The sequence below is a fragment of the Flavobacterium sp. AED genome, assembly GCF_000812945.1.
Taxonomy (GTDB): domain Bacteria; phylum Bacteroidota; class Bacteroidia; order Flavobacteriales; family Flavobacteriaceae; genus Flavobacterium.
The window spans coordinates 163,118-181,545 of record NZ_JSYM01000001.1; the positions used below are offsets into that span (position 1 = coordinate 163,118).

Here is an 18,428-nt window from a genome sequence, read left to right on the forward strand (position 1 = left end):
TTAGATTTAATCATGCCTAAGGATTATTTTTTTTTTGGATTGATATGTTTAATTTCACACTTTTCAATACTATAATCGGCATGTTCTAATTCATTCATAGTAATCTTAATGTCTAAATTGATTTTTCTCAATTTTTTGTTTAAATCAGAAGATATTGGATTCGATTCAAGATTTAATTCTATTTGTTGTTTTTCTTGTTCCAGGGCATCTAGAGTTTCTTTTGCTTTTTTATGTTGGGATTTAAATAATTGACAAGGATCATTCATAATTTTTACTTTGTAGGTTTATAATTACTAAGAATCGCTAAATTATTAAATATAAGTATATTAAGCAAGCTTATTTTTTTTCATTTTTATAATATAAATAAACTGTTTTAAAATAAAAAAGCATCCCTGTTATAGGATGCTCATGTGTTTTTATTGAAAAAAAAACTAGTCTTGATTAAGAGTTTTTCTCCATGTAAAAGAGTTAAGGATATGTCTTTTAGCAAATCTCCCAGGAGAATCAGCATTTACCATTTTCACATAAGTTGCTTTAGGAACACTAATGTATTCATAAACGCTTCCATTTGAAAAATTGATAATCAATCTACCTTCAACAAATTTATAATCCGTGATAGTGGAAGTTGAAATAGTTTCAGTGTATTCCGGTAAATTTTGTTTTATAGTTTCAGGATTGATACTTACCAGAAAGTGATAAGCTTCAATAATTTTTTTACTATTTTCTTCTGCAGCTTTTAATCCTTCATCATTTCCTTGAAATTTGTCAGGATGCGCTTCTTTCATCGCATTACGATAAATCGTTTTTAAATCTTTAAGCTCAGCAGTTTTTTCTACATTTAGTAGTTTGCGGTATTCAACTATTTTTTTCATAAATAAGGTAACTACTTGTCTTTTAATATAAAATCAATATAATTTGATTTCAAAATCGACAAATTTTTTGCAAAGGTACACTTTTTTTTAAATTTGTTAGTTTAGGACTAAAAAAAAATCAAAAAAAGCAATCCTTTTTTTGATTTTATAGAAGTTTAAACAACACATTAAGAGGTTATTGTTGTGGTTTATTATTTGCTTTGTCAAAGTTTTTTGACTTTTTTGGATATTTATTATAACTAATATCGCTTGGATTTTCTATTATGCTTTTAATGGTAATCCAATCACCAATAGCATGTTTTTGAGCCATTTTATAATCTAAAAGATATTCACCACAAAAAAAGTTGTTGTTTTCATCTTTTTCCATAATTCCGGTGTAAACACCTTTTTGTAACATTCTTTCTTCAGAAGCTTTGGTCATAATCAATTTATTTAAAATAATTCTAGTTGGCAAAGTTAATCAATTATTGTTTGTCTTGTTCTATTTTAGACTTTCTGATTACCTTTGTTTCATGCAAAAAATATTTCGCCCTAATCCTAATTCATTCAAAAATACCTTTTGTGTATTTCATGAGGAGTCTTTAGATTCGTTAAAAGGATTGTCTGTTCAATACCAAAGCAAGTCTGGAAGTAGTTATTATTATACTATATTAGGAATGTATCGCTTGTCTAATCATTGGGGAAGATTAGCTAATAGTAAATGGCGATTAGAACCTTTGGAACCTGAAACCGAGTCTAAAATTAAATTAGGTTTTGCTTTTTGGACTAATTTTTATCCAGATAATGCAGTTGAGGAATTGTATTATTTAGAAGCAAATTATGTGAAAAGAACGGTTAACTATCAACATAAAAACAATCCGAATTATGATAATAAGGCAATTCTTCGGACTAGTTTTGAAACTACTAAAAGAATCAAGCAAATTCGAAATTTACTTACCTTGACTTCATGGGCTAAATATTTTGAGTACGATGACTTGGATTTTTTGCGTCAACAAATTATAAATGAACTGATTTTTACTAATAAATCTTTAGAAGAAATTAAAAGAGAAATAGCTTAATCATTTGTTGCCACTAATATTAAGTCATCAGTTGTTATGGGTTTTGATAAATAACCCAAAATATCCGGATACGTTTTAGTTTTGTTTTTATCTTCAACAGCTATAGAAGAGCTTACAATATAAATATTTATTTTTTTGTTTATTTGGGATTTTATCAATTCCATTTCTTCCATGAATTCCCATCCATCCATAATAGGCATATTAATGTCCAATAGAATAATATCTGGATATATTCCTTTGCTTTTTAATGTATTATGCAAAGTGTCGATAGCTTCTTTTCCGTTTTTAAATGAAAAAGCAGTTGAAAACATCTCTGATCTTTGAATGATTTTATTAACTATAATTTGGTAAATAGCATCATCGTCTACTACCCATATTACTTTTTTTGTCATTGAATATAAATTTTAAATGTTGTGCCTATATTAGGTTCGCTTTCAACGGTTATATTTCCTCCCATTGCATCAATTTGATTTTTTGTAATAAATAAACCAATTCCTTTTGAATCTGCATTGTTGCTAAATGTTTTATACATCCCAAAAATCTTATCTGCATTCCTTACAAGATCAATTCCAACACCATTATCTGATATTTGAAGCACATTCATTTTATTTTCCATAAACCATTTTATTATTATTTGAGGTTTTCTTCCAGGGTGTTTATAGCGAATGGAATTAGAGATGATATTATAAAGTACGCTTTCCAGATATGCAGGATTATAATTTACCATAATATCCTCTGGCATTATAGTTGAAATGGAAACTTCATTTGATGTGATTTGCTCTGAAAGTACTTTTTGAACGGTATAAATGTATTCTTTTAAATTTAGGGATTCAGAAACTAAACCAATATTTGTTCTTATATTTATTACTTCATTCAGGTGAAGCATAGTTTCACTTAGAGAACTTGAAACTGATTTTAATAATTGTATCATTTGGTTTTTTTCATCCTCTGATTCAGAAGATTCAATTAAACTCATTATAGATGCAATATTACTGGTATGTGACCTTAAATTATGGGAAACAATGTAAGAAAAATTAAGAAGTCTTTTGTTTTGTTCCGTAACTAAATTGAAGGAATTATTTAAATCTTTTTCGGCTTCTTTAGTTTTGGTAATATCTATCATGATACCCCTTAAACTTACTGCTTTACCATCTTCAAAAATAACGTTTACAATATCTCTTAACCATACAACAGCACCGTTTTTTGCAATCATTCGATATTCAAAATCATGATTTAAATTGGCTTTAGTTTGCGACAAACAATAATTTTGAACCCATTCTTTGTCTTCAGCATAAATATGGTCTGCCCAAAAAGTATGGTTTGATAGCCATTCCTCGGGAGTATATCCTAATATGTGTTCTACTTTTTTACTAATAAAAGAAAAAGAAAAGGTTTCAATATCACATTCCCATACAATTCCGTCAATTGTATTAATAAGAGACTCAACTCTTTGTTTTGTATCAAGTATAATTTTTTCGGTAGCTCTGCGTTCTGTAGTATCTTCTGTAGAAACAATAATTCGTTCTAATGTTTTTTTATATCCTCGAATTACATTCCATCTTAAATTTATATCACGATATTCTCCTTCTGCATTTTTAATTTTTGAATCTATAATAAATTGTTTTTCACCTTGAGTGACTGCTATTAGATGTTTTATAAAATCATCTTTTGATTCTAAATCAATTAGGTTTGATTTTTTTTGAATTAGTTCTTCTTTAGTTTTTACCTTATGAAGCTTAAGACAGGCGTTGTTAACATCTATTAATTTAACCAATGAATAACATTTATTAACTACATCTGGGTTGTTATTAAAATACTCAAAAACTATTTCTGTTTTTTCATTGATTAGATTTAACTCCTGAAGGTATTTTTTAATTTCCGAAAAATCTTCTTCTCTTAAAGGAAGAGGTGAATCATCAAATAAACTTTTAAATCGAGTTTCTGTTTTTTTAATTAGTTCTTCAGCTTCTTTTTTTAATGAAATATCTTCAACAATTGCAATATGTGAGGTTACTTTTTCATTTATTTTCCAAAGCGGAGACACGGTAAGATTAATCCATATTATAGTACCGACTTTTGTTAAATATCGTTTTTCTAAAGAATAGGATCTAATTTGTCCCTTTCTTAGTTTTTCTAAATTCATCAAATCTTCTTCTAAATCATCCGGGTATGTAATAGATTGAAAATTTTTTCCTTTCATTTCCTGATGTGAATATCCTAATAAGTTGCAATATTGTTTGTTAATCTCAATAAAATTGCCAGAATAGGAATCTATATAGGCGATTCCCACAGCTGCCTGATCAAAAATAGCTTCAAACTTTATCTCAGAATTCAAAAGTTTTGTAGCTTGGTTACTTACTAAAGATTGAAGTTCTTCAGGTATTTTTAAAAGAGTGTAAATCAAAAAACCAAAAAGTGCTGCCAAAATAAATCCTATAATTGCTGGAATTAAAATTTGATAATAAAGATAATTTTGATGCTTAGATATCAGGTATAATTTCCAGTCACCATCGGGAATATAGGTAGAGATATTATATTTTTTAGAAAAATCACTTTGATTGGGTAAATAAAAAACTTCTTTTTGGTTAGCAGAATTTTTCTTTGAAAATTGAAAATAATATTTTGAATCGTCAACATTATTAATTCCAGAAGATTTTAAAAAAGTATCTAATTTAATAATAACAGCAGAAAATCCCCAAAATTTATTATTTCTAAAAACGGGAAATCTACCTACAATTCCCATCCCACCTTGTTTTAATTTTAGCGGACCAGCAAAATACATTTTTTGATTTTCAATAGATTTTAAAGCTTCTTTAAGATAAGGAGCTTGTAAAATATTTAAATTCATAGCTGCTTCATTCCCTTTCATAGGATAAATATATTTTATCACCCCTTTAGGAACTAATTGAACAGCGCTAATACTATTGTTTGATTCCATCAATTTCGATCCTACATAATCAAAATTTTCAGGAACTCCTTTGTCATTAATTGTTAGTGCTAATGTTAAGGTAGTTGTATAACAGTTTTTAAGCGATTGTTCTATATTTTGATTAACAACATGAAGGATCGTATTCATTTCTCGTTGCTCATCTTCTTTTATAAGTTTATACTGTTGTGAGACTATAAAACAAGCAATATAGCTTAGAAATAGAAATGTAAGTAACCCTGTTGTCTTAGGTCTATTTAAGAACCAACTGATGAATTTAGGGTGTTTATTATGATCCATTTATGCTATTTGGAAGATTGACGAAGTTGAGTTATTTAGAAAATAAATGTATAAAAAAATAGAATAAGAGCATAATGTTTTCTTAATTATAGTCATATTCTTAATTTTTAATACGTTATAGTGCTTTTTTATGATAAATCGTACTTATTGGAATATCATATTTGAGATAAAAACTATTAATTGTAAAAAATAGTATGTGCAATTGTATTAAATTTCAATTTATAATGGAATACTCGAAGAATTGAAAATACTATTTTAAAAAAATGATTCCTATTAAAAAACAGAAATTATCAAATTAAAAACAATTTGAATTTCAATAAATAACCCGAACTTTGCACCTGGTTTTAAATCAAATAATTGATTTGATAATTAAAAGGAAAAGACAATGAGTAGAAATAACGAAAGGAACATAAAAAAACACAACGATAAATTGCACAAAGCACAAGATAAAGTAAAACAAGCTGAAATGTTACGCAAGGAAAAATTAAAACAAATTGTAAAGAAGTTCAATGAAGATAAGTCTTCAGAAAATAATTAAAAATGGAAAACAATAAATTTACAGATTTGAAAAATGGTGTTCAAGAAATAATTGATTTGATTGCCAATAAAAATGCCAAAGAGGCTAACAATAAATTAGTTGAAGTTAGCGAAGAATTAGACGAATTACTTGACTTTGCGGAAGAAGATGAAGACCTAATTGAAATTAGTAAGTATCAAGTATTATTGAATCAATTGCATCAAAAAATAATTGCGCTTGATGGACAAGTAACAGGAATGCTTTAAAAGATTTCTATAAAATAATGATTGTAAAAAAATGTTATTGCGGCTCCCAAAAAAACTTTCAGGATTGTTGTGAACCAATTATAAAAGGAATTCAGAAACCCTCAACTGCTCAATCTTTAATGCGTTCCAGATATTCAGCTTATGCAATACATGAAGTTGATTATTTATTGGCAACTACACATATTTCTGAACGGAAATACCATTCTAAAGCTGAAATTTTAAATTGGGCAATTTCCAACCAATGGCAAAAACTTGAAATTATAAATGCTACCGAGAATACCGTAGAATTCAAAGCCTATTTTCTGGATAGTAAACTTCAAAAACAAATTCATCACGAACTATCTACTTTCAAACTTGAAAATGGGAGTTGGTTTTATGTTGATGGTGAATTTTTCAATTAGCTTTCTTTTTAATAAAAGGCTTACTTATTCTTGTTATTATGTTTTTAACTAAAAATTAATAAACGTTTGTCTAGACTACATTTTAAAAAGATGTAATTTTAAAGTCTATGAAAAATGACAATAAAAAAGGATTTTATTTCAAGCAATACGAAGCCCCATTTCAGTCCCCGTTTGATAAGCTCTTTGGTATTTTCAAAGAGTTAATCGTACACACTTCGGGAGATTTTGATGAAGCAATAGACTGGTTGCGAGAATTAGACAAAGAATATAAACTCACCGATGAACAGTATACCATTGATGACTTTATCGAAGATTTAAAGAAAAAAGGCTACATCCGCGATGAACTCAAAGACGATGGCACTTCAGGAATTGGAATTACTGCCAAAACGGAACGCGCCATTCGCCAGCAGGCATTAGACAATATTTTTGGTAATCTAAAACGTTCTGGAAGTGGCAATCATAAAACCAAGCATTCCGGAAACGGAGATGAGCATACCGGTGAATTTCGGGAATTTCATTTTGGAGATGGATTAGAAAGAATTTCGTTGACCGAAAGCTTGCGTAATGCCCAAATCAATAATGGAGTAGCAGATTTTATGTTGACCGAAAATGATTTGGTTGTTGAAGAAACGCAGTATAAATCACAAATGAGTACGGTTTTGATGATTGATATCAGTCACAGTATGATATTGTATGGTGAAGACCGAATTACGCCTGCAAAAAAAGTTGCGATGGCTCTTGCTGAATTGATTACAACACGTTACCCAAAAGATACTTTAGATATTCTGGTTTTTGGAAATGATGCCTGGACCATTGCCATCCGAGATTTGCCGTATTTGAAAGTTGGACCATTCCATACCAATACGGTGGCTGGTTTACAACTCGCCATGGATATTCTGCGTCGAAAAAGGAATACCAATAAACAAATTTTCATGATAACGGATGGAAAGCCAAGTTGTGTTCGCGAAAAAGACGGTTCTTATTATATGAACAGCAATGGACTCGACGAATATATTGTCGATAAATGCTACAATCAGGCGCAACAGGCTCGGAAATTGCACATTCCAATAACCACTTTTATGATTGCCAATGATCCCTATTTGCAGCAATTTGTAAATCGGTTTACCGAAGCCAATCAAGGAAAAGCATTTTATACCGGATTAAAAGGACTTGGAGAAATGATTTTTGAAGATTATGAAACCAATCGTAAGAAGAGAATAAAATAGTAATCAGTTTGTAGTCTCAGCTGCCAGTTTTAATGGAGACCAGAATAAATAATAATTTCAATAGCAATTATAATAGTAATATGAAAATAGAAAATATAAAAACACTCGGAGAATTAAAAAAATCAGGTTACATAAGCAAAAGCATAAAAGATGAATTGCGTTCCAACCTTAGAGACAAAATAAAGTCAGGAAATCCAACATTTGAGGGGGTTCATGGATTTGAAAATACCGTAATTCCGGAATTAGAACGCGCTATTTTATCGCGTCACAATATCAATTTGTTGGGTCTTCGTGGTCAAGCCAAAACGAGACTGGCGCGCAAAATGATCGAATTACTCGATGAATACATTCCGTTTGTGACTGGTTCAGAAATTAATGACGATCCTTTGCAACCTATTTCACGTTTTGCCAAAGATATAATTGAAATCAAAGGGGATGAAACTCCAATTTCGTGGTTGCATAGAAGCGACCGTTTCTTCGAAAAACTGGCCACACCAGATGTTACCGTTGCGGATTTGATTGGAGATGTAGATCCAATAAAAGCAGCCAATTTAAAACTGTCCTATGCGGATGATCGTGTGATACATTTTGGGATGATTCCAAGAGCGAATCGTTGTATTTTCGTTATCAACGAATTACCTGATTTACAGGCCCGAATTCAGGTAGCGTTATTTAATATTCTACAAGAAGGGGATATCCAGATTCGTGGTTTTAAGTTGCGAATGCCACTCGACATGCAATTTGTTTTCACAGCAAATCCGGAGGATTATACGAATCGTGGAAGTATTGTAACCCCGTTAAAAGACAGAATTGGTTCTCAAATCTTGACACATTATCCGGAAACCATTAAAATTGCTCGAACTATTACAGAACAGGAAGCAAAACTGGACACAGCACAAAGCGATATGGTTTACGTGCCTTCGTTAGCGAGGGATTTATTGGAACAAATAAGTTTTGAAGCAAGAGAAAGCGAATATATTGACAATAAAAGTGGTGTAAGTGCCAGATTAAGTATTACTGCTTTAGAAAATTTATTGAGTACAGCAGAAAGAAGAGCATTGAAGTCTGGAGAAGATAAAACAACTTTACGTCTGTCCGATTTTATGGGAATCATTCCTGCCATTACCGGAAAAGTGGAATTAGTTTATGAAGGAGAGCAGGAGGGAGCGGCCGTTGTGGCGCAGCATTTATTAGGTGATGCAATTCATACTTTTTTCCCTGCTTATTTTCCAAAAATTGAAAAACTAGAAAAGCTAGACGAGAAAACGCCTTATACCGATATCATTGAATGGTTTTTTGCCGAAAGTGGTTTTGAATTATTGGACGATTGTTCCGATGAAGAATATGAAAGAATCTTGGGAAGTATTGTTCCGCTTGAAGTCTTAATCAAGAAATACCAACCACAACTGGAAAAAGAAGATAAATTTTTCATGAAGGAATTTATTCTTTGGGGATTGGTTGAATACAAAAAACTGAGTAAAGACCGCTTTTCCGAGGGGTATCAGTTCAAGGATATTTACGGAAGTTTTATCAGTAAATTATAAATAACGTAGTATTTATTAAACCATAAAAGTCATTTAAGGAATTATAAGTTTGTAATTTCTTAAATGACTTTTATGGTTAAAATTGATATTGTGTTTTGTCTTTTTTATTTATGATGGAATGAGTTTTCAATATAATTTTTTATTTATTTCATAATGAGACGCTAACAGTTTTATTTAGTCTACCTTGTCCCGTTGGCAGTATTTGCAGTCAATAAAATAGACATGAAAAATAGCTTTGAGGATTTAATTGCCTCTTATATTGAAAATAAAGTTGGGATATCCGAACATTTTTTGAGTACCGACTTGGCTAATAATTTAAAACAAAATTTGCTTACTTTGAATCAGGACAGTCTATTGATGGCTGCAGGAATCGGGAATTCTGAGAAACTTTCTTACGATGGCGCGATACGAAGCGATTCTATTTATTGGCTTGACAAAAAACACAACAATGCATTCGAAAATGAATTCTTTGCTCAAATTGAAGCATTTATTCTTTATCTGAACCAAAGTTGTTACGCGGGAATTACGGGTTATGAATTTCATTATTCGTTATATGAATCAGGTGATTTTTACTTGAAACATCTGGATCAGTTCAAGAATAATCCCAGCCGAAAATACTCCATGATTAGTTATTTGAACAGCAATTGGCAAGAAAGTGACGGTGGCGAATTGCTTATTCATCAATTGGATAACAATCAGAAAATTTCGCCTACTCAGGGTAAAACTGTTTTCTTCAAGAGTGATGAATTGGTTCATGAAGTTTTGGTTACTCAAAATACCAGAATGAGTATTACGGGGTGGTTGAAGAGTGATTAATTCCTAAAAAAGTGTTCCCTGTATTGGCTCTGGTTTTGGATTATTGTTAAATTTAAAGGTATCGGTTACAACAAACTGTTTTGTAGTGTCATCAAATTTTCGCAAAACAATACTTTCACACAAAAAAGCGATGTCTATTGAGCTAAATAAAGTTTTAGCTCTTTCGAGATTTTCCGGAGTTAATCTTCGCGCAATGGATAGATGGGGATCATTGCTTTTTTTCATATTTTGAATATGAAATGATTCCTGAATTTGTTTCATTATGGGTTTCAAACTACTTTTAGAATCTTTATTTGGCGAAATAAAAAAGGCTCCATTTGGATAGGAACTGAATTCATTTAAACATACTTCAACCGGATGTAAAGTATCACACAATCTATCCATTTGATTTTTAATAATTTCAATTTGTTTATCAGTTGCTTTGAATTCACAAATGGTAATATGGCCAATAGAATTTTTACTGTGAAACCAGCCCACTTCTTTGGACAATTGTTCTTTCATGGATTTAACCAATGAAATAATTGCCTCGGAAGGATATATCGCAACAGAATAATCTTTTTCCATAATTTTAATGATTTACGCTTTATACAAAAGTAAAGAAATAGCTATTGTAAGCTTCTTTACATGATATAAATCTGGAGATTGCATTCCTTTAACCCAGATTTTTTTTAGTTTAACTATATGATTATTTCCTTAAATAGCTTTTCTTTAATTTAATAAAAGAGTGCTACAGAAAAGATAAAATAGTAATTTTACAGTCAAAATATTGTCTATGTTATTTCTTATTTTAAGCATCATATGTAGTGTAACTGTTGGTGTACTATTTAAATTTTCACGCAAGTATAATGTAAGTAATACTCAAATTATAGCTTCAAATTATGTGTTTGCGCTTATTCTTTGTTATTTGTTCTTTAGTCCAGAATTTAATGATGTAGGAACTTCGGCACCTTGGGGTATTTATATAGCTATTGGTGTTTTGTTGCCATCTATATTTCTTTTTTTAGCTGCATCCATAAAACACATGGGTATAGTAAAAACGGATGCTGCTCAACGACTTTCTTTGTTTATCCCTATTTTGGCAGCTTGGCTACTTTTCAAAGAAGATTTTAATATGTTAAAAGTTGCTGCGCTTGTAGTTGGTTTTCCAGCATTATTACTCATTCTCGCTAAGCCTTCTCAAAACACCGAAAATAAATGGATATATCCTGCAGTAGTTTTACTTGGTTTTGGAGTTATAGATATTCTTTTTAAACAAATTGCCTTGTATACAAGTTTACCGTATACAACTTCATTATTTGTTGTATTTGGGATCGCGCTGCTAATCATGATTGGGGCAGTTATTTATGAAGTAGCAATCAATAAAGTGTCATTAAATATCAAAAATATTCTTTTTGGTGGTTTGGTAGGTATTTTCAACTTTGGCAATATTCTTTTCTATCTAAAAGCACATCAAGCATTCGTTCAAAATCCGTCAACTGTTTTTGCAGGTATGAATATGGGGGTAATCATCATTGGAAGCCTTGTTGGGATTATAATTTTTAAGGAAAAATTGACCAAAATGAATTTTGCAGGTCTTTTTTTAGCTTTGGTAGCGGTAGTTTTAATTGTAATCTCACAGACAATTTAAAGATGCACAAACGATACATCTTCATTAACTAAGTGTAATGAAAATGTATCATTATATGTGGCAATACTGTGTTTACACTTTACCGTAAACACGTATGATATAATTTCCATTTAAAAACTGTTTAGGACTAATTTGGCTTTGCAAGACAACTCCGTTATGAGGGGTTTCGAGTAATAATTGGGCTGCTTGGACTAATGGTGCTGCCGTAGTGGTTTGGATGGCTCTCAATTGATGTTTACCAACTATTTGTGGAAGTATGCATTTTGCAATTTCTTTTCTCCGTAACATTCCAGCTGCATCTTTGCCTTCTACTGCTGCATATAAAACAATTTTATCATCTTCAATATGAGGAATTATAGCTTCCATTTTTTCTTGAAGGCTTTTAATTGCGTCAGGTGTATTTCCTAAATTAGTAAGTTGCTCTTGAACCCAAGAATAATGCCCTGGATATCGCAATGTTTTGTAGTCAAGTGAACGTACCTTTCCTAGCAATGCTTCAGGTAAATCCGCTGCACCGCCTGAGGTGAGATCCTCTTCATAAGCAATGCCATCAATAATGATAGTTGCTCTTTCCGACAATGACGGCAGCGTAGTTTTTTTAAAATCCCTTAAGACTATGGTTTCTTTCAAATATTCTGTAGCTACTCCCACCGGACTCCAAGTAAAACCATAATAATGCGGAGCAACAGCATGATTGGTCAGGGCGCCAACTTTCATTTCTAATTTATCTACTTTATCTATTTCAAAGTCAAGGCAAAATTGTTGAAAAAGTCCATTGGCCAGCAAGTCGATGTAGCCGGGTGCGAGACCAGTTTGAAGTATAAAACCAGTTTTGGCATCTTTTGCCAAAGCCATTATTTCTTCGGTTTCTGAAACATATTCTGTGAGGTTGGCGTAATGTAGATTAAAATCTTTGGCAAATTGGGCTATTCTAGGTGCTTGGCTACCGGGTAAACAGTCGAGGATTATATCTCCTTGATGCAAAATTGCTTTCATTTCATCCGTTAAGCCATTTTCAGCAAGGTGGAAGTCTTTAACGAAACCCGTTTTTGTTGTTCCTTCTTGAATCCAATGTGCTACTTTTTTTGCTTTTGAATGGGTTCTGTCGCCAATAAAAAGAGTAGGGGGTACTTCACTCCATTCCATCAATAACAAACCAACAGCTTCGGCAATTCCACCGGCTCCAGCGATAATAATATTGTGATGCTTTTTCATGTATTAAAGGTACTATTTTTTCTTGATTTAGTATTTGAGATAATATAGTAATTTGTTGGTTGTGGAAACGAATTCCCTGTCAAGGATAGCAACGAAAAGCACGTAAAGGAAGAGGCCTTTTATAAAACAGACCCCGAAACAGCGACCAAAGGAAGCTCGTTTCAGGGTTATGTTTTATGGGCAACTTCCTGCGGACTTGTAGTGAATAGCCTGCTCGGACAGCATAATAATACAAAAAGGATTGTATAATAATATAGTTTAGTTTGCAAAATAGTTTAAATTCTTCTAATAGAACTTTTTGATATTGATGGAGAATGAAGTAGTCATGGAAAATGAAAAGCTACTGATGAAGGGAAAATCATCATTTACTTTTCTTCAAAGCCTCGATTAATTCTACCAAATTTACCACTCCGTAGGTAGATGAATAGTCTGATACGGCATAAGGCAATATAAGGCTGTTGTTGTGAATAATCGAACCACATGAATAGACTACATTTGGTACATATCCTTCCCGTTCATCTTCCCGTGGTGAAAGCAAGGGCTCTTTAAGTCTTCCTATTTCTTTGGAAGGATCATCAAGATCAAACAGCGAAGCGCCTATGCAATATCGTCTCATGGCACCTACACCATGGGTAATTACCAACCAGCCTTCTTTGGTCCAAAGTGGGGAGCCACAATTTCCAATTTGTGTAAACTCCCATGTATATCGCGGCTCCTGGAGGATTACAGGATTATTCCATTGCGTAGCTCTATCAGAATACATAAGGTAATTGTTCACACCATCAATTCTGGATAACATTGCATACTTGCCCTTGATTTTTCTAGGGAATAATGCCAGATTTTTATTTTGAGCACCGGCTCCATATAAGGGCATTACGCGGAACGTATAAAAGTCTTCAGTAGAAATAAGTTTTGGGAGAATGACATGACCATTATAAGCGGTATAAGTAGCCATTACTCTATCTGATTGATCATCATCCACAAAGCGCACAAAACGAGCATCTTCTATACCACGACTTTCAGAATCTGATATCGGAAAAATAACACGTTCGGTGATATCGGAATCGTGTTTGAATTGTAAATCATAAAATGAATCCGCCAACCACATCACTTCCTCGAGTGCAGTTCTCCTCTCCTGGCGAATCATAGGATCGCTTAATGCTTTATTTACCACATTTTTTAATGCGGCATATTCAAATTCATCGGGTAGGTCTTGCATAATGCGGGTTGAGTATTTATCCGAAGTATGCATTTCTGCTAATTTCATCAGAAAGCGTTCTTTGTTGTATAACGATTTGTGAACAATCTCTGCTTTATCAATGTTATTGCCAATTTTCATGATATGGAGATCGTTATTTTTATCTAAGATTCCCCTTCTAAAAACAATTGACGAGATATGACCCTCACCAGTGGCACGGAAAGAAATGATGACCCGTTTCTCTCCCTCTTCGAGATCCGATTGATCAAAATCTTCCACAATAGAAGGGTTGAAAAAAGCAGCGGATTCTATAGCATACTCCATTGTACAGTAAGAACCAATGAGCATTTTTCGTTCCTCTGACAGACCTTCATAATTGATTTGCATCCCTTCAATTATGCCTCTAATTTTTTCGCAATGCGTGAAGAATACGCGTGAAATATTTCGATGCCTTCTGGCAAACTCCCGAAGTGTATGTTCTAGGGTGTCTATGACTTGTTTTTCATCCAACAGCATTATGCGGCTCACCATCTGTTGGGTTCGCTGATCGCCATTCATAAAATATCGAGCTACAACTCTCCTTGAATCAGGTGTGAATATTATATTTTTTCGGATTACTGGAACTCGCATAGTTTTATTTTATAATTTATAATAAAATAAGTGCGCCTTTTTATGTAGTGATAAAAAGTCGTTTAAGTATTTTTACTTCATAGCTCGGTTCTAGTTTTAGAATGCCACAAGGTATCTTTTTGAAACGTATCCATTTCAGTTCCGAGTTGTTCTATTTCTAAACTTGTTCAAAGAGTTTTGCTAAACAAGTTGATTCACTTAAGAAATTGGGAATTTTGAAAGCTCTAACTTCAATTAAGTGATTAATTCAAAATTACAAAAATAATAATGAAATAAGTGTTAATGTTTGGTTTACAGTGTTAAAGCTTTTTTAAGAGTGTTGATTGACAGGAATCGAATTTTAAATATTGATTTCGATTTTGTTTTGATTAGATATTTGTATGGGTTATTTTCTTTGTTGTGATTTTGTATTTTACTTCCCGATGCAGAAATTAGCGAAAATATTCCCCAACAATTCGTCATTAGTAACCTGACCGGTAATCATCCCAAATTGATACAACGCTTCTTTAATATCCAACGCCATCAAGTCGCTGGACAAGTTAGTTTCAAGTCCAAATTTTACTTTTTGTATCTCGTCTAAAGCTTTTAGTAAGGAATCGTAATGTCTTGTATTTGTTACGATTGTTTCGTTATTTCGTAACGCGCCAGTATTCACAAACGAGAGCAGTTGATTTTTTAAATCCTCAACACCTAGTTTTTCTTTGGCTGAAATAAGTAAGATTTCTGGAATCTCCGATTTGATATTTTGGATTTCAGTTTCGGTCAATTTATCGGCTTTATTTCCAATAATAACTAAGGGTTTCAGCGGAAACTGATTTTTTATTTTTTCTAATTCTACTTTTAATTTTAGTCCTGAAATTTTAAACTCAGAGCTGTCAAAAAGAAAAACAACCACTTGAGCCTGTTCTATTTTTTCAAAAGTTTTTTTAATTCCAATGCTTTCCACCACATCTTCGGTTTCCCGAATTCCAGCTGTATCGATGAATCGAAAACCAATTCCGCCAATCACTAATTCATCTTCAATAGTATCACGCGTAGTTCCCGCAATCTCCGAAACAATGGCGCGTTCTTCATTCAATAAAGCATTCAAAAGCGTAGATTTTCCTACATTGGGTTCTCCCACAATCGCCACAGGAATTCCGTTTTTAATTACATTCCCAACAGCAAACGAATCGATTAATCGCTTTAGCACAAACTCGATTCTATTTAATAATTCATGAAATTGGGTTCTGTCAGCAAATTCCACATCTTCTTCGGCAAAGTCGAGTTCGAGTTCGATCAAAGAGGCGAAGTTCAATAGTTCTTCACGCAGTTTGGCTATTTCATTGGAGAAACCACCACGCATTTGTTGCATCGCAATTTGGTGTGAGGCTTCATTATCAGATGAAATTAAATCCGCAACAGCTTCGGCTTGTGATAAATCAAGTTTTCCGTTTAGGAATGCTCGTAATGTAAATTCGCCGGCATTTGCCATACGGCAGCCTTTTCGAAGCAACAACTGAATAATTTGTTGTTGAATATAAGTAGAGCCGTGACAGGAAATTTCTATTGTATTTTCGCCTGTATAAGAATTTGGACCTTTGAAAATTGAAACCAACACTTCGTCCAAAGTTTTGTTGTCATCTACAATATGACCTAAATGTAACGTATGGGTTTTTTGGGTGGTTAAATCTTTGTTTTTAATGGATTTAAAAACAGCATTACCAATAGTAATGGCATCATCTCCGGAAATTCGGATTACTGCTATTGCTCCAGCTCCCGAAGGAGTTGCCAGTGCCACTATGGAATCGTGAGGAATCATATTTTTATTCAATTTTATGCAAAAGTAAGTAAAATTGACGTTGCAACAAGACCTGCTTATTAAACCATTAACTTTATTTTTAGTTAAAAATAAGCCAAACTGGCAATTATCATATTATTTCATTATTTGTTTCGTAATTTTATGTAAATATTTGATTTGTAGTAAATTAATATGAGTCATGAAAAAAATTCTATTTCCCACTGACTTTTCGGATGTTTCTAATAATGCCTTCATCTATGCATTAAAATTGGCTGAAACGATACATGCTGAAATTATTACGTTGCATGTGTATCAAATGTTACAACCTAAATTCGCAGATTTTTCAGCTTATTTATATGAAGTTTATGAAGTTACAGAGTTAAGTAATTTTGAGAATTATAGAGATGAAGTTCCTGTTTTAAGAAATATAGCCGAAAAAAATAGCTTGGGACACATCAAGACAAGCCATGTTTTAGTTGTAGGTAATTTTATTCACGAAATTCAAAAATTAACGCAGGAGGAAAATATTGATTTTGTAGTTATGGGAACTAAAGGGGCAACAGGGTTAAAAGAAACCTTTTTAGGTACTGTCACCACCAAAGTCATGGATGATGTTAAAGCGATTGTATTTGCAATTCCGTCACATTGCCAATATCAACCCATAAAAAGAATACTTTTTGTGACACAATTTAAGCCAAATGACTTTAAAGCATTTAAGAAAGTGATGGAATTGGGTCATTTATTTCAGGCGCACATTGATTGTTTGTTTGTTCAGCAACACCAGCATGAAGCTAAAAATGATTTTGCTGACGATTGGAAATCTATTGTTGAAAAACAGGATATAACACTCCATACTATTGTAAGTAATGATGTGGAGGGAATTATTTTAAATTTTATTGAATTGCATAAAATTAATACAATTGCAATGCTTGTATATCATAGAAATTTCTTTGAAAAACTATTTCAAATCAGTCTTTCAAAAAAATTAGCTTTTCATGCTGACGTGCCAATTTTGGCTATTCATGAATAAAAGCTATTGAAATATTTATTAGAATAAAAATAGTTTACCTGATTCTAAATCAACATCTTAGTTTAAGTTTTTTTAATATAAATACCTGATAATTATCATGTTAAATATTTTGTTTTATAATTAACTTTGATAAATGAACTATATTAATACTAAATAAAATGAAAAGAATTCTATTTCCAACAGATTTTTCTGAAGTTGCCACTAATGCTTTTGTGCATGCTTTAGAATTTGCAAAAATAGTTCAAGGTGAACTCATTTTATTGCACACATTTGATTTGCCTGTATTTGATAATCAGTTTTTCCCTGAAAATTATGCAGTTATTTATGATTCATTGGAGTTAGCTCAATTTGAAATGTTCAAAGATGAAATTCCTAAACTGCGTACCATAGCTGAAGAGCGCAATCTCGACAAAATTAAAATGTCGCACAGGCTAATGGATGGTGATTTGCTTTTTAATATTAAAAGGGCGGTGAAAGAAGATAAAATTGATTTTGTTGTAATGGGTACTTCTGGCGTTACTGGATGGGAAGCTTTTTTTGTGGGAAGCAATGCTGGTTCTGCTATAATTGGTATTGATGTTCCTATGTTATGTGTACCATTGGAAGCTAAATTCAAAAAAATTCAAACAATAGGTTTTACAACTCGTTTTAGAACTAAAGATAAAAAAGCGCTTAAAACAGTGTTGGATATTGCAAAGAAAACGAATGCTAAAGTGAAGTGTCTCTACGTAAAAACCAGTAGTTCTGATGTTTCAAAAGATACTATAGATAAATGGGAAACCGAGTTTATGCAAGAACCCATAGAGTTTTTTGTTATTACCAGTGATGAAATAAAAGAAACCATATTGGATTTTATTCTCTACAAAGACATCGATGTGTTAACGATGCTTACCTATAAAAGAGGCTTTTTTGAAGGGTTGTTTAAACCAAGTTTTACAAAAAAAATGGCGCCTAATTTTGATATACCAATTTTGGCTATTCATATCGATTAAAGATATTTTATTTGTAGGAATTAGATTTAA

At 32.1% G+C, this 18,428-nt stretch carries 19 protein-coding genes; 10 read left to right on the forward strand and 9 right to left on the reverse strand.

What is annotated here, in order from left to right:
• Positions 1-23: 23 nt before the first annotated feature.
• The 3 genes from OA85_RS00715 to OA85_RS00725 all read right to left on the reverse strand — a co-directional run bounded on the left by OA85_RS00715 (position 24) and on the right by OA85_RS00725 (position 1,293).
• Positions 24-266, reverse strand: coding sequence for a hypothetical protein (locus OA85_RS00715; RefSeq protein WP_039107410.1), 243 nt, complete (start codon positions 264-266; stop codon positions 24-26).
• A gap of 165 nt (positions 267-431) precedes the next feature.
• Positions 432-872, reverse strand: a complete 441-nt coding sequence (locus OA85_RS00720) for a KTSC domain-containing protein (RefSeq protein WP_039107412.1) — start codon at positions 870-872, stop codon at positions 432-434.
• Positions 873-1,047: 175 nt separating this feature from the next.
• Positions 1,048-1,293 carry a hypothetical protein gene (locus OA85_RS00725; RefSeq protein WP_039107414.1) on the reverse strand — a complete coding sequence of 82 codons (246 nt, stop codon included), beginning with the start codon at positions 1,291-1,293 and terminating at the stop codon, positions 1,048-1,050.
• A 91-nt stretch (positions 1,294-1,384) separates the two neighbouring features.
• Between OA85_RS00725 and OA85_RS00730 the strand changes: the two genes are divergently transcribed.
• Positions 1,385-1,930, forward strand: coding sequence for a hypothetical protein (locus OA85_RS00730; protein ID WP_039107415.1), 546 nt, complete (start codon positions 1,385-1,387; stop codon positions 1,928-1,930).
• On the opposite strand, the gene OA85_RS00735 is transcribed toward OA85_RS00730, so the two are convergent.
• A complete protein-coding gene (locus tag OA85_RS00735; RefSeq protein WP_039107416.1) occupies positions 1,927-2,322 on the reverse strand; it encodes a response regulator in 396 nt (131 codons plus the stop codon). The two genes, OA85_RS00730 and OA85_RS00735, sit on opposite strands and share 4 nt — an antisense overlap.
• The gene (locus OA85_RS16940; RefSeq protein WP_082014103.1) at positions 2,319-5,156 is read right to left on the reverse strand and encodes a PAS domain S-box protein; all 2,838 of its coding nucleotides are present in this window, start codon (positions 5,154-5,156) and stop codon (positions 2,319-2,321) included. The genes OA85_RS00735 and OA85_RS16940 overlap by 4 nt, the downstream gene beginning before the upstream one ends.
• A gap of 385 nt (positions 5,157-5,541) precedes the next feature.
• Here OA85_RS16940 and OA85_RS17285 point away from each other — a divergent pair, with 385 nt between their 5' ends.
• From OA85_RS17285 to OA85_RS00770, 6 genes are all read left to right on the forward strand, one after another.
• A complete protein-coding gene (locus tag OA85_RS17285) occupies positions 5,542-5,694 on the forward strand; it encodes a hypothetical protein (protein WP_152556954.1) in 153 nt (50 codons plus the stop codon).
• A 2-nt stretch (positions 5,695-5,696) separates the two neighbouring features.
• Complete coding sequence (locus tag OA85_RS00750) at positions 5,697-5,939, forward strand: hypothetical protein (RefSeq protein WP_039107418.1); 243 nt, start codon at positions 5,697-5,699, stop codon at positions 5,937-5,939.
• A 17-nt stretch (positions 5,940-5,956) separates the two neighbouring features.
• Positions 5,957-6,340: a YchJ family protein gene (locus OA85_RS00755; protein WP_039107420.1), complete on the forward strand. Its 384-nt coding sequence runs from the start codon at positions 5,957-5,959 to the stop codon at positions 6,338-6,340.
• 107 nt (positions 6,341-6,447) lie between these two features.
• Positions 6,448-7,566 (forward strand): VWA domain-containing protein, encoded by a 1,119-nt coding sequence (locus OA85_RS00760; protein ID WP_039107422.1) that lies wholly within the window; start codon positions 6,448-6,450, stop codon positions 7,564-7,566.
• Positions 7,567-7,646: 80 nt separating this feature from the next.
• Complete coding sequence (locus OA85_RS00765) at positions 7,647-9,110, forward strand: AAA family ATPase (protein WP_039109255.1); 1,464 nt, start codon at positions 7,647-7,649, stop codon at positions 9,108-9,110.
• 222 nt (positions 9,111-9,332) lie between these two features.
• Complete coding sequence (locus OA85_RS00770) at positions 9,333-9,926, forward strand: 2OG-Fe(II) oxygenase family protein (RefSeq protein ID WP_039107423.1); 594 nt, start codon at positions 9,333-9,335, stop codon at positions 9,924-9,926.
• 3 nt (positions 9,927-9,929) lie between these two features.
• Here OA85_RS00770 and OA85_RS00775 read toward each other — a convergent pair whose 3' ends face one another.
• On the reverse strand, positions 9,930-10,490 hold the full coding sequence (locus OA85_RS00775) for a 2'-5' RNA ligase family protein (protein ID WP_039107424.1): 561 nt from the start codon (positions 10,488-10,490) through the stop codon (positions 9,930-9,932).
• A 208-nt stretch (positions 10,491-10,698) separates the two neighbouring features.
• Here OA85_RS00775 and OA85_RS00780 point away from each other — a divergent pair, with 208 nt between their 5' ends.
• Positions 10,699-11,553, forward strand: coding sequence for a DMT family transporter (locus OA85_RS00780; RefSeq protein WP_039107426.1), 855 nt, complete (start codon positions 10,699-10,701; stop codon positions 11,551-11,553).
• Positions 11,554-11,625: 72 nt separating this feature from the next.
• On the opposite strand, the gene OA85_RS00785 is transcribed toward OA85_RS00780, so the two are convergent.
• From OA85_RS00785 to mnmE, 3 genes are all read right to left on the reverse strand, one after another.
• Entirely contained in the window at positions 11,626-12,768 is a 1,143-nt protein-coding gene (locus tag OA85_RS00785) for a saccharopine dehydrogenase family protein (RefSeq protein ID WP_039107427.1), read from the reverse strand.
• Between the two features lie 361 nt (positions 12,769-13,129).
• A complete protein-coding gene (locus OA85_RS00790) occupies positions 13,130-14,524 on the reverse strand; it encodes a glycoside hydrolase family 130 protein (RefSeq protein WP_231557053.1) in 1,395 nt (464 codons plus the stop codon).
• A gap of 484 nt (positions 14,525-15,008) precedes the next feature.
• Positions 15,009-16,397, reverse strand: a complete 1,389-nt coding sequence (mnmE, locus tag OA85_RS00795) for a tRNA uridine-5-carboxymethylaminomethyl(34) synthesis GTPase MnmE (protein WP_039107429.1) — start codon at positions 16,395-16,397, stop codon at positions 15,009-15,011.
• Positions 16,398-16,575: 178 nt separating this feature from the next.
• Here mnmE and OA85_RS00800 point away from each other — a divergent pair, with 178 nt between their 5' ends.
• Together OA85_RS00800 and OA85_RS00805 are read left to right on the forward strand one after the other, a co-directional pair.
• Positions 16,576-17,406, forward strand: coding sequence for a universal stress protein (locus OA85_RS00800; RefSeq protein WP_039107431.1), 831 nt, complete (start codon positions 16,576-16,578; stop codon positions 17,404-17,406).
• 158 nt (positions 17,407-17,564) lie between these two features.
• Positions 17,565-18,398 carry a universal stress protein gene (locus OA85_RS00805; protein WP_039107434.1) on the forward strand — a complete coding sequence of 278 codons (834 nt, stop codon included), beginning with the start codon at positions 17,565-17,567 and terminating at the stop codon, positions 18,396-18,398.
• Positions 18,399-18,428: the final 30 nt, after the last annotated feature.